Below are 14873 nucleotides of genomic sequence, written 5' to 3'. Positions count from 1 at the left end.
GTCTGAAATCATTGCGGGAGGGCGCAGGCTCTCCCGCAATGCGGCAGCAGGAAATCGACCAGAAGAGACCATGGCGCTTACCGCGACCACATCGCTCGGCCGTGCGCCGTCCCAGATTGTCGGCGGCTGGGAGGTGGGGCTCGTTGCCTTGCTTTTGCTGCTCTATCTCGGCGGCGCTCTCGTCAATCCCGCGTTCTTCGGGTCAACAGGAGCGTTTCACTCGCTGCTCCGCGACACCTCGCGGGTTGCCATCATCGCGGTCGGAGTGACCTTCGTCATCGTCAACAAGGACCTCGATCTTTCAGTCGGTTCAACTTACGGCCTAGTCGCCGTCGTCTTTGCCAGGCTGTTCGCGCCGAACTTCCTTGACCTCGGCGTCGTCACGTCGGCGATCCTCTGCCTGCTGCTCGGCACGCTGATCGGGCTGATCAACGGCGTGCTCGTCACCATCCTGAAGGTGCCGGCGTTCATCGCCACGCTGACCGTCCTCTTCATCGGCCGCGGCTTCGTGCTGGCGCTCACTCACGGCCAGGCGATCTACTACCCTGCCAAGGCGACCGGCTATCCGGGTTTTTTTCACCTCGGCGAGACCAACCTCCTCGGCTTCAACAACCAGATCGTGATCTTCCTCGTTGTCGCCGTGATCGGCGCCTATGTGCTTGCCAAGACGCGCTGGGGCTACGAGACCTTCGCCACCGGCGGCAACGAGCAGGCGGCGTCCTATGCCGGCATCCCGACCAACTGGGTGCGCATCCGAGCCTTCCTGATCTCCTCGCTCTGCGCGGCGCTGGCCGGCTTGATGTCAGCTGCCCAGGACAAGGGCGTGACGCCCCTCTACGGCGTCAGCGGTGAGCTGACCGTCATTGCCGCCGTGATCATCGGCGGCGCCTCGATCCTCGGCGGCCGCGGCCGGGTCGCCGGATCCTGCCTTGGCGCCCTGCTGGTGGTGCTGCTCGACAAGGTATTGCGCGAGGGCTGGCCGATCACGCGCATCATCAAGATCGGCGACGAGGAGATCACGGTCAATGCCGTTTTCTCGCTACCGGTCGGCGCGGTGCCGGTGTTCCTCGGGCTGCTGCTCGTCGTCGCGGTGCTCATCGAGCCCTATCTCATCCGCCGCCAGGTGGCAGGGCGCCTCTGGGCCTGGCTCCGCGACCGGCCGCCGCCACCGGCCTACGAGATCGGCGGCATCGCGATCGAGGGGGTGCAGACCAAGGGGGCGATGGCGACCGACATGGCGTTGTCGGCCACCGGGTTCGGCAAGTTCCTCGCCCGGCGCGACGCGCTCGCCATCATCCTGACCGCGCTCCTGTGGCTGACCGGCCTCGCGCTCCGGCCGGACTACTGGTGGAACCTGTCCAACAGCTTCGCGATCTTGCTCAACTACACCGAGCTTGCGCTGATCACCATCGGACTCACCTACGTCATCGCCGCCGGCGATATCGATCTCTCCGTCGGGGCGGTGCTCGCTCTCGCCGGCAGCACCGCCGCCTATTTCCTCAAGGTCCTTGGCGCCGACCCCGTGACCGCCGTGGCAATGGGCCTGCTCGCGGGCATGTGCGCCGGCCTCGTCAACGCGATCGTCACCGTCGGCTTCAAGCTGCCGGCCTTCATCGCCACGCTCGGCATGTTCTACATCGCCCGCGGCCTCGCCGCCTGGTTCGTAGCCGGGCAGCAGCTCACCGGCTGGCCCGAGGGCTACAACCTGCTTGGCCGCAAGGTGAACGACATCCTGCTGCACTACCGCATCTCGCTGCCGGACGGGCTGCTGCGCTCGATCGCCGAGGTGGTGAGCGTCCAGACCATCTGGATGCTGTTCGTCGCCCTCATCGCCGGCGTCGTGCTCGCCTACATGCCGTTCGGGCAGAAGGTCTATGCGACCGGCGGCAATATTCGCGCCGCCGCTTATGCCGGAATCAATACCAACCGGGTGCGTTTTCTCGCGCTTATTCTGGCGGCGCTCTGCGCGACAATGGCCGGGATCATCAACGTCGCCTACTTCCGCAGCTTCAACCCGGTGGCCGGCCAGTTCCGCGAGCTCGACGCCATCGCTTCGGTGATCATCGGCGGCGGTTCGATCTTCGGCGGCTACGGCACCGTGATCGGGGCGCTCGCCGGGGCGGCGGTGATCACCCTGATTCGGGCGCTGCTGCAGCTCAACGTTCAGGGTTTCACGATGCCGCAGCACTGGATCAACGTCTTCATCGGCGGCATCCTGATCGTGGCGGTGCTGATCGACATCTGGGTGCGCCAGGCCAACATCTTCGGCCGCCTGCGGGCGCGCCTCGCGCGGCGCACAAAAACGGCGGAGACCACCCATGCGTGACCCGACCACGCCTGCACCGATCGTAGAAATGCGGGGCATCGAAAAAGCCTTCGGTGCGGTGCAGGCGCTCCGCAACGTCGACCTCGTGCTCTATCCCGGCGAGATCCTGGGCCTCGTCGGCGACAACTCGGCCGGCAAGTCGACGCTGATGAAGATCCTGACCGGCGCCTACCAGCGCGACGCCGGCGAGGTCTCCGTCGCCGGGCAGCCGGTGCACTTCAAGAGCCCGCACGAAAGCCGCGACGCCGGCATCGAGATGATCTACCAGGATTTCGCTCTTTGCGGGAATATGGATGTCGGTCAGAATATCTTTCTTGGCCGTTGGCCGCTCAGGGGCCTTTTCGTCAATCGGCGGAAAATGTACGCGGAAGCCGACAGTGTGCTGAAGCGGCTCAAGGTCGACGTGAACTCCGTCTATCAAAAGGTCGAGAGCCTTTCGGGCGGCCGCCAGCAATCGGTGGCGATTGCCCGCGCTATCTCCTTCCAGCCGCGCGTGGTGATACTCGACGAGCCGACCGCCAATCTCTCGGTGATGGCGACCGAGCGGCTGCTCGAAACCATGCTGGAACTGAAGAAGCAGGGCGTTGCCCAGATCATCATCTCCCATCGCCTCGTTGACATCTTCGCTGTGGGCGACCGCGTGATGGTGCTGAAGCGCGGCGAGAACGTCGGCGATCGCTACATCAAAAACACCGACGAGCATGAGGTCCTGGAGATCATCGTCTCCGGCACGCGAGAGCATGCACTTACGGCCGATGAGGCAATGCTTTGACCGATCAGGATCACTTTTCTGCTGGCGTCGCAGAAATGCGGCTAAAACCACCCGCTCTAAGTCCATCGAGATTGTGGCCCGAGATTGGTCGTTCACTCGAAGAATGCCGGATGTCGGGTAAGGGTGGGAAGCAGTCCCTCAATGCGATGAGCACGATGACCGCGATGCGGACTAAGCAGACGAAGAATGGAGCCCGGCGCCCCTGCAATGGGCGCTGGCCTCACCACACTCGAACTCCGAAAATCTCCGAAACGTGTTGCGGCCGAGCGCTACAAGAGCGATAATTAGTGCCCGAACGGAATGACGCAGACGGCTTCGCTTGCCGCGGGGCTGGTAGCGGCCCGGGACGGTCAAATCAGGGAATTCGCCATGCACAATGTCTCTCGGCGAAATGCCATTCGCCTCGTTCTGGCGGTCACAGCCGCCCTGTTTGCGACCTCGATGCCCTCTTTTGCCACGGAAGCGGTTCCGCTGGCGATCAAGGGTTATGACCCGGTCGCCTATTTCACCATCGGAAGCCCCACGCGCGGGCTGCCGGAGATCGAGTACGAATGGGATGAGCACCGCTACCTCTTCGCGAACGCCGAACATCGCGAGCTTTTCAAGGCCGATCCTGTTCGCTACGCGCCAGAGTTCGGAAATTTTTGTGCAATGGCGCTGGCCCTGGGCGAGCTCGACGAGGCCAACCCGGAGAACTGGCTGATCAGCGACGGAAAGCTTTATATTTTCGGCAAACCGGCCCCGATGGGACCCGCGCTCTTCCAGCAGGACCTTGCTGCGAACATCGCGAAGGCCAACCAGAACCGCGCGCTACTTCAAGGACATTAGCGGTTCATTCTCTCGGCCGGTGGCAGGTCGCCTGTGACGGGGTAGAGGCGGGCCTTGCGGAATCCGTCGCGCAGATGTTCGAGATCGCCAGAGCTTAGAAACTTGGTTCCGAACTCCTGCGGGTCGAAGGTTGGGTCGATGCGGCGTATCATCGTCACGACACGCGCGGCGTCCTCCGCTCGATCGTCTTGTGCATAGGCGGCCGCCAGCAGGATACGGCTGAAGTTCGCGCCTGCGGTTGTTCGAAGACTAAGTTCCGCCTGTTCGATCGCCGCGTCGTAACGCCGTTTCAGATAGTAGGCCAGGCTCAGCGCAAAGCGATCGATCGCATTGAGATCGGGGTCGATACGCTGCGCCTGCTCCAAGGCCTCGATCGCCGCATCCGTCTGTCCCAGCCACAACAGGATGGTGCCGCGCCCGGCGAGGCCGTGAGCATCGTTCGGATTGATCGCAATGGCGCGCTCGATCTCAACCTCTGCCTGGTTGTATCTCTGACGAAAGAGGTGGATGTGGCCGAGAGTGATGCGCGCGCGCACGTCGGAATCATCAAGGCTCAGCGCCTTGATTGCCAGTTCCTCGGCACGGCTCAGGAAGGCGGTTGGCGATTCCGCCCAGCCCATCGAGCTGGCAATGTGATAGGTTTCGGCAAGTGCCGCATATGCAGCAGCGTAGTTCGGGTCAAGCTCGATGGCGCGTCTGAGCAGGGCGCGCGCCTCCACATTGTTTGCATGCGTCGGGCTCTGCAATGCCGGCCTGGCGCGCAGCACGTAATCATAGGCTGCGAGATTTTCGGTTGGCTTCGCGAACACCCGATTTTGTTCGATCTGGGTCACGCGAATCGCCAGGACTCTGACGATGCGAGTGACAATGTTGTCCTGCAGCGCGAACACGTCCGCCAGCGCCTCCTCGAAGCGTGCAGACCAAATCACCTGTCCCTGCCTTGTGTCGACGAGTTGCGCGATGACCCGCACGCGGTCGCCGGTCTGGCGGACGCTGCCTTCGACCAGATAGCTGACGGCGAGACCGCGGCCGATCTCCTCCGGGCTTGCGGGCTTTCCCTTGTAGGGGAAGACAGCGTTCCACGACATCACGGTCAGCGCGGAGAACCGACCCAGTGCGTTGATGATATCCTGCGTCAATCCATCCGCGAAATACTGACGAGCCGAATCGTCGCTCTGGTTCAGGAACGGGAGAATGGCGATCGCGGGTTTCGTGCTGACTTCAGCACTCTTTGTGAATTGATCGCCAGAGCGCAGAATGCTGAGAAATTTCCACTCAGAGCCAAGACCGGCCCACAGCGCGCCTACAATAAGCAAAATCATCAGAGCCAGAGCGGCGAACAATCCCCGGCGCCAGCCGGCGGGCGCCGGAGCGGCCGTGGCGTCGAGCCGCACGCGAAATGCGCGCACCGGCCGAGCGATGTTCTTGAGCTTCTGTTCGCCGATATCCTCAAAGGCAATGTCGAGCTTGCCTTGCACGTCTTCCTGCACGCGGCCCGAGACGCAGATGCCGCCAGGCTCCGCGAGCCCCTCCAAGCGAGCCGCCACGTTGACGCCATCCCCGAAAATGTCGTCATCCTCGATGATGATGTCGCCGACATTGATGCCGACGCGGAACTCGATACGTTGTCCTGCCGGCACCGCGACATTGCGTTCCGCCATGCCGCGCTGGATCTCGACGGCGCAGCGCACGGCCTCGACCACACTCGCGAACTCGACCAGCATCCCATCGCCGGTGGTCTTGACAATCCGCCCGCGGTGTTCGTTGATCTTTCGGTCGACCAGAGCACGCCGATGCGCCTTCAGCTGGGCGAGCGTACCTTCCTCGTCGTTGCCCATCAGCCGGCTGTAGCCGGAGATGTCGGCCGCTAGAATGGCCGTAAGTCGCCGCTCTACATGCTCGGTTGACAATCCGACTCTCCCCCGTGCGCTTCGGCCACCTTTTTCCGATAGCTCTGGGCTAAGCACTACGGAACCTAGGGCTCCGTAGTGCTTAGCCCCAAGGAGCCCCCAATCGAAGGCGAGCGTCGCGCCCACCGCTGGGGCGGTGGAACCGCGAACGCTATGACCTGCTCGGCCACACCCTCACCGATCTTTTGGCCCGCAACCACATCGGAGCGAAAATGGACCCCGGCCCACATGCGCGCGTCGGCCGCCTGCTTGGCCGTCACGCTCCATCAGCGCGGAGTAGCCCAGCACATCGGCAGCAAGAATGGCAGCAAGCTTGCGATCCACGACGGCGTTCTTTAAGACCACCTATGCCCGAGGAATGCACCATAGCAGAAGTCGGAGGCATTGTATCGCCGCAAGGCCCTTTGCTGTGCATGCACCGGAAGGTCTGGAATGGGCTCAATTGAGACGTTCATCGCCTGCACCGCAGATGACCGCTTGGGGTCGTGAGCCGAAATTTCGCGCGTTGGCTTCGGACACGTTATTGTTGCCCCATCGCTATCCGGGGGGAAGTGGATGAGCATCGTCCAAAGGGTCAGTCCAGTTCTAGATTAGGCGATTACCGCAACCCTCAATAGGGCAGACTATGGGGACACCGTCTCGATTAAAGCGGCATTGAACCAAATTCGGCAGGCTGCGCCTGATTTGGTCGCATCCAAGACGAGATAACCGAGGCTATTGTCGAGGCGGCTACTGCCCTGGGCCTGTTCGTAGCTTTCCGTTCAATCCAGCGTAGTTAGCTGATATCGCTCGGAAGCTCCTAGCAAACATTTCGGACCTTTTATGGAACTCTTCAGTAATCGATGAGTTACGCACAAAACTAAAGGTAACCGTTATGGCAACTCGAAATGGGGATCATGCCTTCCGGGAATTGATCAGTTCGGAAGATAATCGTCGGAAGCTACGTAAGCGATTGAGCATGGAGGCCGACCAAACTCTGCCACCAAAGCTTTTCGCATTAGCGGTGGAGCTTCAGAAGCAGCTTGAGCGGCGAGAGCAGGAACTGGCCGACGAGAACCCCGAGCAGCCCTAAGTTGCCCTCATGGCGAACTGAACACCACTGAAGGGGCGCATCAGCGGCCTCTTTAACATCTGTGCCAGCTCTCTGGGCCGCTGCCCGCCTCGGAGTTGTCGAGGCAATTCAAGCCTTAGTCAGAAGCACGACCTGTCGTTGGCGGCCCCGCGTCGGCATCGCAACCAGAGGTAGGCAATCGCTCGGCGATCATGTGAGCCGAGGTTGGCAAGGTCGAACAAACCGCCGATGAGGTGTGTCCGACGTCGACTTCCAGGGATGTTGGAACTGGCATTCATCTGGGGAATTATAAAGCTCACAAGGCTAAGCAGATGCCGCTTGGCAAACAGACTCGTCAGAGCAATCGAAGCGTCAACCGTAAGAGTTGCAAAACCACCTGTGCAATGTGCGGTTGCACTTTGCCTGAACGCGTCAGATAAACAACACAGGGAGGCTATGATGATCAGGCTGCAGTCAGGTTTATTTATAATTCTACTACTAGGATTGGCGGGTTCACATGCGAAAGCGGAGGAGGTCTGGTCGCTTGACGGGTTCAAGGCCCCCGAGAGCGTACTTTTCGACGCTAACCGGAATGTCTTCTACGTCTCCAACATTGCTGGCGACCCCGCCGGCAGGGATGGGGTTGGATACCTTTCGAAGGTGTCGCCTGACGGAAAGTTGCAGGCAGCCGAGTGGGTGACCGGCTTTAACGCGCCCAAGGGATTGGTGATGCAGGGCGATACGCTTTTCGTCACCGACATCGATCGGCTTATGGCCGTCGACGTCGAAAGCGGTCAGATCACTGGAACGTGGCCTGCAGAAGGCGCTCAGTTCCTCAATGATCCCGCTGTCGACGAGGCGGGTCGTGTCTTTGCTTCCGACATGCTGGCGAACAGGATTTATGTTCTGGACAATGATGCTCTCTCCGTCTGGCTCGAGAGCGAGGATCTTCTGCATCCGAACGGTCTGCGCGTCGAAGACGGTCGCCTCCTCGTCGCCGGCTGGGGTCGCGATATCCAGCCGGATTTTTCGTCCAAGACACCTGGCCACCTTATCGCGATTGACCTGAACACGAAGGCTATCTCTGACATCGGGTCCGGCGAGCCTGTTGGAAATCTAGATGGTCTAGAATCGGACGGAGCCGGGAATTGGCTGGTCACGGATTGGGTCGCAGGGGTGCTCTTTCGCATTCATCCGGATGGAAAAGTCGAGCTGCTGATGGACCTCAATCAAGGCAGCGCCGATCTGGAATTTCTGGAAGAAAAGAAGCTGGCAATCATCCCGATGATGATGGACGGCAAGCTGGTCGCAACTCGATTGGATTGAGCAACTTGAGAAGAGGCTCGCATTGTCCTCTCCCCAATTGGCCGAACAGGGCGGCGGTCGAGCGATCCGGCCGAAACAAAAAACCCGCCTCAGTGGGCGGGCGCAGATCAGCATTATACTTAAATTCCTAGCATAACTGCCGTCACCTGTCAAGCTGAGACTACCCACGGTTGCAGGGCAATCGATTCGCGCTGCGCTGCGTTTCGTTGTCCTGCCGCTCAGGCGGCTTCGCCGCGCTGTCTCGCCCGGCGATGCTTTCCGCGCGGGCCGCTGATCTCCCACCTTTTGTGGAACCACATCCACTGGCCGGGATCCTCGCGCACCCAGCGCTCGACCACGTCGTTGAGCAGCTGGGTGGTGGCATGGACGTCGACACTGCCGCCGGCGGTGCGCGGCAACTTCAGTCTGTCCTCGATCTCGAGCCGGAAGCGGTTGCCCGGCAGGCGCACGCAGCGCGCCGGATAGACATCGCAATCATAGTGCCGCGCCAGGGTGCCCAGGACCCGGTTGCTCTCGCATGGGCGGCCGAAGAACGTCGTTTCGAGCCCGCTCGAGAATTTCTGGTCGACCAGCACGCCGATATTGCCGCCTTTCTCCAGGATGGCCGCCAGCGCGAATGAAGCCCCGGTCGAGGAGGGCAGAAGCGATCCCATGGTCGAGCGGCGAGTCGAGAGGATGTAGTCGGCAAGATAGGGGTTGTTGGGCGGGCGAAACAGCGCCGTGATGTTCATGCCGAAAGTGGCTGCCGCGACCGGAAGCAGTTCGAAATTGCCGAGATGCCCGGTGAAGATGATATGCGGCTTCGGTTCCTCGGCGATATGAACGAAGTGCTCGATCCCCTTGACCTCGATGCGGCCCGGTTTCGTCGCGGCGGGATCGTAGTCGAACAGGGCGTCGAGAAAGATGTATTCCGCGGCGAGCCGAGCCATGTTGCCCCACATGTCGGACGCGATGGCCTGGATCTCGCGGTCGCTCTTTTCCGGATAGGCGTTGCGCAGATTGGCGATGGCGACGTTGTGGCGCCCCACCCACGGGCCAATGCGACGGGCGGCGCGGTCGGCGAAATTGAGCGCGCTGTCGACCGGCAGCAGACGCAGCAGCCAAATTATCGTCATCGCGACGCGCGCAAGCAACCAGTAGTTGAATTGGCGCATCCGCCTGCCGTGGCGGAACGCCAAGTCCCGGCGGAGCTTCTTGAAGGCGTTGCCGACCATTCCTAGACCGTGATGTTTTTAGACAGCAACATCATGGTCAGCCGATGCGCAGGATGATCTTGCCGAACACGTCACGGCCCTCCATGCGCTTCAGCGCGGCGTCGATGCCGTCGAAGTCGACTTCGGTGTCGATGACCGGAGAAACCAGCCCCGCCGCCATTTTCTGCATGGCGTCGGCCATGTTTTGCATGCGGCAGCCGAAGGAGCCGAGCAGCTTCAGCTGCTGCTGGAACAATTGCATCAGATTGATCTGTGTCGACACGCCCGAGGTCGAGCCGCAGGTCACCAGGCGGCCACCGCGTTTCAGGCACAGCATCGAGGCGGCAAAGGTGTCGGCGCCGACATGCTCGAAGACGACGTCGACGCCCTTCTTCTTCGTCAGCTTGCGCACGACGCCTTCGAAACGGTCCTCGCGATAGTTGATGACGTGGTCGGCGCCAAGCGCCTTCGCCCTGTCAATCTTGTCGTTCGAGCCGACCGTGGTGATCACGGTGCAGCCCATTTTCTTCGCCAGCTGGATCGCGGCGGAGCCGATACCCGAGCCGCCGGCATGGATCAGGATGGTTTCGCCGGGCTGCAGCCTGGCATTGTCGAACAGCATGTGTTCGACCGTGCCGAAGGTGACGGGCGCGACGGCCGCCCCAATGTCGGTCACGCCGGGCGGGGCAGGGACCAGCAGGCGCGCCGGAAGGTTTATCTTCTCTTGCGCAAAGCCGTCGAGATGGAAGCCGTGTACGCCCGAGACATGCTTGCAGAGGTTGTCGCGGCCTTCGCGGCAGGCGCGGCAAAGCCCGCAGGTGCGCGCGCCGTAGATCGACACAAGCTGCCCGGGCACAAGGTTGGAGACGCCGGGGCCGACCGCCTCGACCTCGCCTGAAGCTTCGGCGCCGACGACCAGCGGCAGCTTGCGCTTGGCGAAGGCCATGCCGCGCCAGCCCCAGACGTCGATATGATTGAGCGCCACGGCCTTGATGCGCAGCATCACTTCGCCCAGCGCAGGCTGCGGCGGAGGCGGCAGGTCCACCGTTTCAAGGCGGCGGTCCTCGATAAGTTGCAATGCGCGCATGGAGCCTGTCGGTTCTGTTGAGCGGGAAAAGGCTCGCTTAAAGCGCGCCGCGTTGAAAAGGATTCGGCCGACGCGCTTTAAGTTTTTGTTTTTTATGCATGTCGTTGTCCCAAAACCGCTTCGCACTTTTGGGCGACATGCATTAGACCGGTTCCCGCGCCATGACAAGGCAGGTGTTCTGGCCGCCGAAGCCGAAGGAGTTCGACAGCACCGTGCCGACCTCGGCGTTGCGCTTCTGGTTCGGCACCACGTCGAGCACGATCGCCGGATCGGGATTGTCGTAATTGATGGTCGGCGGGATGACGCTTTCGCGCATGGTCATCAGCGAAAACGCGGCTTCGACGGCGCCGGCCGCCGACAGCGTGTGGCCGATCATCGACTTGTTCGACGAGATCGGCATCGAGCCGATCCGCTCGCCGAAGACGGTCGACAGCGACAGATGCTCCATCTTGTCGTTTTCCGGCGTCGAGGTGCCGTGGGCGTTGACATAGTCGATCTCGTCCTCGCCCAAGCCGGCATCGGCGAGGGCGGCGCGAACCGCCGCGATCGCCGGTGAGCCGTCCGGCTTCGAGCGGGTGCGATGGAAATCGTCGGCCTTCTCGCCGCAGCCGCGCAGGATGCCAAGGATGGTCACGCCGCGGGCCAGCGCGGCCTCCAGCGATTCCAGCACAAGCGCGCCCGAGCCCTCGGCCAGCACGAAACCGTCGCGATCCTTGGAGAACGGCTTGGACGCCTTTTCAGGGATGTCGTTGTGCGTGGAGAGCGCGGAAAGCAGCGAGAAACGGATCAGCGCCTCGGCGGTCGCCGAGCCGTCGGCGCCGATCGACAGCGCCCTATCGCATTCGCCGCGGCGGATCGCCTCGACGCCGAGCTGGATCGAGGTGGCGCCCGAGGCGCAGGCCGTCGACAGCGTGATCGGCAGGCCGCGTGTCCCAAAACGGTCGGCGAGCCGGTCGGCGATCGAACCGAATTGGGTGGTCTCGAAGACATCCAGTTCCTTCAAGCCGCGCGCCACGCGAAGCAGCCGTTCGGCGCCGATGTCGTGGTTGTCGGAATTGTAGAGCGAAAAGCGCTCGCTCCAGTCGAGTTCGACCGGCGGCGAGGCGAGGAAAAGCGGCCCGCCGAAATCGCCCGAATCGAGGCCGGCTTCGGCCACGGCTTCCTGCGCGGCGATCTCGGCGAGATCGTAGGTAAGAAGGCTGGCGCCCTTTGAGCTCGACGGCAGGAAATCGACCATGCCGGAGATGCGGGTGTTCAGATGGTCAACCGGAAAGCGGGTGATCGGATGGATGCCGGACTTGCCCGCGGTGAGCGCTGCCCAATTGTCGGCCTTGCCGACGCCCAGCGACGTCACCACGCCGATACCGGTGACGGCGACGATCGGCCTGCCCATGTGATCGTTCAGATTGGCCATATTTTTATCCTGACACCCTTTAGGCGGCGTTGACCAACGCCAAGCCTTCGAATTGGTGATAGCCGATCGCCGTTGCAAGCACGGTCCTGGGAACGCCGTTGAACGGCTTTTCGGTGGCGGCGTCAAAAGCCGGGTAGGCGGCCTTATGCTCGACAGCCAGTGCCGCCAGCGCCACGGCGAAGGGAAACTGCGCTTCCTTCATGTGGCCGGTCAGCGTCGAAAAGCCGCGTGCTGCAATCGCCGGATTGGCGTCGAGCGCCGATTTCTCGGCAGCAGTAGCGGCATGGGCACCTGAAGCGCCTGAAATCGTCAGCAACTCGCCGTTCGGCAATGCCGCCTGCCTGAGCAGCGCGGCAATCTCGCCATCGAGTTCGCCCTGCCGGCGTTTTGCGCGTCCGGATATGACTGGGCCGAGTTCGGCATAGATCTTTCGCCCGCGGCTGATCGCATGTTCGCGCTGTTCCAGGACGAGAAACGCGCCGCCGGATCCGGTCACCACGCCGCCGCCGTCCAGGCCCTGTCTTTGCCAGACCGGTCTCCAGGGGCCGCGATGCAGGTAGCCGGCCAATTCATAGCCAAGCAGCATGTCGGAATGTTCGGTCTGGAAGGCGCCGCCGACCAGGATATGCGTCGACTGGCCGGAGCGGATGCGCGCGGCGGCCGTCTCGACGGCGGCGACGCCGGCACCTTCCTCGCCCATGAAGGTGCGCGACGAGCCGGTCACCTTGTGGACGATCGAGATGTTGCCGGCGAGCAGGTTGGAAAGCTGCGCCAGAAACAGCGTCGGCCGCAATTCGGTTGTCAGTTTCTCGTTGAGCAGCACGTCGCGGTCGTTGCGGCTTTCCGAGGCGGCGAGAATATCGGCGTCGACCGCCTCGTCGCGCTCGCCGCCGCCGGCAGCCACCACCATGTCCATGGTCGTGCAGAGTTCGTCATTGCCCTTGATGCCGGCGTCGTCCAGCGCCATGCCGGCGGCGTAGGTGCCGAGCCGCTGCCAGGTTTCCATCTGCCGCTGGTCGCCGCGCTTGGCGATCTGCAGGTTCCAGTCGATCTCCGGCAGCGGGTGAACGGTGTAGGGCGAGAAGCGCGCGGCTTCGAGCACCGGTTCCAGGCCGGGCTGGACGAGTTTGCGCCAATGCGCATCCGGGCCTTCTCCCAGCGAAGAGACAAGGCCGATGCCTGATATGATGACGTCGTGGGCGTTCATGGGCGGCTGTTGTGGGTCAGGCTTGAAAACGAACCATTTTAGGCGTTCTTGGCCATGACCAGTGCGTCGATCTTGGCGCACAGGTTCTTCATGACGAAGTATTCGTCGGTCGAGGCCTTGCCGTCATTGACCTCTTGCGTCCACTTTTCCAGCGGCACCTTGATGCCGAATTCCTTGTCGATGGCAAAGACGATGTCGAGGAAGTCGAGGCTGTCGATGCCGAGATCGTCGATGGTGTGGCTTTCAGGGGTGATCGTGTCGATATCGATCTCACTGGTGTCGGCGATGATCTTGGCGACTTTGGCGAACGTGGTGGACAACGGCTTTTCCTTCGGTTGCGGGCGGAATCTGTCCGCATGTGTTTGCGCGCTGTCTAATCGGTTTTTCCGGGCAGGAAAAGGCCTGAACGCCGGGCGCAGATGGGATACCCACTTCGTAAACGCAAGAAAGAGCCGCCAGTTGGCCCGGCGGCCCTTCCCATGATGTTGCTTCCGCTCAGCTGTCGCGGAGCTTGACCAGGTCGTTCAGCAGCCCGCCCGTTCCGTTGTGGACGGTCAGCCGCTCGACCTTGCCGGCGATGGTTTCCAGAGCTTCGAGCTCCTTCAGCCGCAGCATCACCGGGTTCTCGGCCATCACCTTGGCCGTGTTGAGCAGCGAACGCGTGGCGTTCGTCTCCTCGCGACGGCGGATGACGTTGGCCTCGGCCTGCTTCTCGGCCGACACCACCTGGTTGAGGATCTCGCGCATCTCGCCCGGCAGGATGACATCCTTGAGGGTGATATCGCTGACCTCGATCCCGATCTCGGCCATGTCGGCACGGACCTTCCCGGCGGCTTCCTCATCGACCGTCACCTTCTTTTCGAGGATCTGATCGAGCGTCAGCGCGCCAAGCGTCTTGCGGAAGGTGTATTGCAGGGCGCGGTAGAGGGCTTCGGAGAAGTCCTTCACAGCACTCACCGCCTGCACCGCATCGACGACACGGTATTCGGCGGCGATGTTGACGCGGACCGTGACACGATCCTTGGTCAGCACTTCCTGCCCGGCGACGTCGAGCGACTGGCGCTTGAGGTCGACGACCTTGATCTGCACCATGCGCCCGACGTTCCAGAAGCCGTGCACGCCCGCCGTCAGCGTCCGCACGAGAGCGCCGTCGACGAACAGCAGTCCGGCCTGCCCGTCCACGACCGGATGGACGGACATCAGCTCCGCCTTTCGGGCCTGGCCGAGCCGGCGCATCACAGCCGGATCGATCGCGAGGTCAGTGGCCGTATCGATCACCGTCACCTTCCACGGTCCGGCATCCGTCCACAGGACGAGCTTGCGGTCCGGCGCCAGAACGGCATGGAGGCCGCCGTCACGCTCGATGACTGCAACTTCCGTGCGCCCGGTGCGAACGACGGTGAAATGACGCGCGGCCGCATCCGGGAGCTTGTCGAACAACGCCTTCTCGTACGCCGAAACGAATTCCGGGTTCTTCAGATCGTGCCGCGACACTTCAAGGCTCCGACGCCGGTTGGCGAGCCAATGCTCGCCCGGCACCAGAACAGCCTTGATCTCACCCTTGTAGAGCGTGATGGCACGTTCGTTTTCCCTTACGAGGACGCGCTCGCGCCCAAGAATCCTATCGAGAATGGTCGTCATGGTCTTCACTCCTGTCGGGCATGGCCCCTCCCGAGGCGTCAAATCATGCGTCGATCGTCCTTTCGTTTCTCGTTTCACGTCGCTTCTTGCTTCACTCCGGGCACGAATGATCGGGGGA

The 14873-nt window shown here is 62.3% G+C and carries 11 protein-coding genes; 4 read left to right on the top strand and 7 right to left on the bottom strand.

The window, feature by feature from the left end; all coding sequences use genetic code 11:
• Positions 1 to 70 precede the first annotated feature (70 nt).
• From AC0L14_RS04945 to AC0L14_RS04935, 3 genes are all read left to right on the top strand, one after another.
• Complete coding sequence (locus AC0L14_RS04945; RefSeq protein WP_123150748.1) at positions 71 to 2326, top strand: ABC transporter permease; 2256 nt, start codon at positions 71 to 73, stop codon at positions 2324 to 2326.
• On the top strand, positions 2319 to 3098 hold the full coding sequence (locus AC0L14_RS04940) for an ATP-binding cassette domain-containing protein (protein ID WP_473748798.1): 780 nt from the start codon (positions 2319 to 2321) through the stop codon (positions 3096 to 3098). The genes AC0L14_RS04945 and AC0L14_RS04940 overlap by 8 nt, the downstream gene beginning before the upstream one ends.
• A gap of 300 nt (positions 3099 to 3398) precedes the next feature.
• On the top strand, positions 3399 to 3926 hold the full coding sequence (locus AC0L14_RS04935; RefSeq protein WP_244602995.1) for a YHS domain-containing (seleno)protein: 528 nt from the start codon (positions 3399 to 3401) through the stop codon (positions 3924 to 3926).
• Here the strand turns inward: AC0L14_RS04935 and AC0L14_RS04930 are convergent.
• Positions 3923 to 5836, bottom strand: coding sequence for an adenylate/guanylate cyclase domain-containing protein (locus AC0L14_RS04930; RefSeq protein ID WP_473529078.1), 1914 nt, complete (start codon positions 5834 to 5836; stop codon positions 3923 to 3925). The genes AC0L14_RS04935 and AC0L14_RS04930 overlap by 4 nt on opposite strands.
• Positions 5837 to 7343: 1507 nt before the next feature.
• Here AC0L14_RS04930 and AC0L14_RS04925 point away from each other — a divergent pair.
• Positions 7344 to 8213, top strand: coding sequence for an SMP-30/gluconolactonase/LRE family protein (locus AC0L14_RS04925; protein ID WP_473748797.1), 870 nt, complete (start codon positions 7344 to 7346; stop codon positions 8211 to 8213).
• Between the two features lie 218 nt (positions 8214 to 8431).
• On the opposite strand, the gene AC0L14_RS04920 is transcribed toward AC0L14_RS04925, so the two are convergent.
• From AC0L14_RS04920 to AC0L14_RS04895, 6 genes are all read right to left on the bottom strand, one after another.
• On the bottom strand, positions 8432 to 9427 hold the full coding sequence (locus AC0L14_RS04920; RefSeq protein WP_473748796.1) for a lipid A biosynthesis lauroyl acyltransferase: 996 nt from the start codon (positions 9425 to 9427) through the stop codon (positions 8432 to 8434).
• Between the two features lie 37 nt (positions 9428 to 9464).
• Positions 9465 to 10493, bottom strand: a complete 1029-nt coding sequence (locus tag AC0L14_RS04915; protein WP_473748795.1) for a zinc-binding dehydrogenase — start codon at positions 10491 to 10493, stop codon at positions 9465 to 9467.
• A 142-nt stretch (positions 10494 to 10635) separates the two neighbouring features.
• Complete coding sequence (locus AC0L14_RS04910) at positions 10636 to 11907, bottom strand: beta-ketoacyl-ACP synthase (RefSeq protein WP_473748794.1); 1272 nt, start codon at positions 11905 to 11907, stop codon at positions 10636 to 10638.
• 19 nt (positions 11908 to 11926) lie between these two features.
• A complete protein-coding gene (locus AC0L14_RS04905) occupies positions 11927 to 13114 on the bottom strand; it encodes a beta-ketoacyl-ACP synthase (RefSeq protein WP_473748793.1) in 1188 nt (395 codons plus the stop codon).
• Positions 13115 to 13152: 38 nt separating this feature from the next.
• A complete protein-coding gene (locus AC0L14_RS04900) occupies positions 13153 to 13434 on the bottom strand; it encodes an acyl carrier protein (RefSeq protein WP_473748792.1) in 282 nt (93 codons plus the stop codon).
• A 175-nt stretch (positions 13435 to 13609) separates the two neighbouring features.
• Entirely contained in the window at positions 13610 to 14755 is a 1146-nt protein-coding gene (locus tag AC0L14_RS04895; protein WP_473748791.1) for a slipin family protein, read from the bottom strand.
• Positions 14756 to 14873 lie beyond the last annotated feature (118 nt).

Source organism: Mesorhizobium sp. WSM4841 (assembly GCF_055811515.1).
Note: the sequence above shows the minus strand (reverse complement) of the source record. Positions and strands in the feature narration are given on the sequence as shown.

What these genes read in the sequence shown, in the direction of transcription:
- AC0L14_RS04925 (WP_473748797.1), top strand. Translation starts at nt 7,344, where the DNA reads ATGATGATCAGGCTGCAGTCAGGTTTATTTATAATTCTACTACTAGGA.
- AC0L14_RS04905 (WP_473748793.1), bottom strand. Translation starts at nt 13,114, where the DNA reads ATGAACGCCCACGACGTCATCATATCAGGCATCGGCCTTGTCTCTTCG.
- AC0L14_RS04895 (WP_473748791.1), bottom strand. Translation starts at nt 14,755, where the DNA reads ATGACGACCATTCTCGATAGGATTCTTGGGCGCGAGCGCGTCCTCGTA.
- AC0L14_RS04940 (WP_473748798.1), top strand. Translation starts at nt 2,319, where the DNA reads ATGCGTGACCCGACCACGCCTGCACCGATCGTAGAAATGCGGGGCATC.
- AC0L14_RS04935 (WP_244602995.1), top strand. Translation starts at nt 3,399, where the DNA reads ATGACGCAGACGGCTTCGCTTGCCGCGGGGCTGGTAGCGGCCCGGGAC.
- AC0L14_RS04910 (WP_473748794.1), bottom strand. Translation starts at nt 11,907, where the DNA reads ATGGCCAATCTGAACGATCACATGGGCAGGCCGATCGTCGCCGTCACC.
- AC0L14_RS04945 (WP_123150748.1), top strand. Translation starts at nt 71, where the DNA reads ATGGCGCTTACCGCGACCACATCGCTCGGCCGTGCGCCGTCCCAGATT.
- AC0L14_RS04920 (WP_473748796.1), bottom strand. Translation starts at nt 9,427, where the DNA reads ATGGTCGGCAACGCCTTCAAGAAGCTCCGCCGGGACTTGGCGTTCCGC.
- AC0L14_RS04915 (WP_473748795.1), bottom strand. Translation starts at nt 10,493, where the DNA reads ATGCGCGCATTGCAACTTATCGAGGACCGCCGCCTTGAAACGGTGGAC.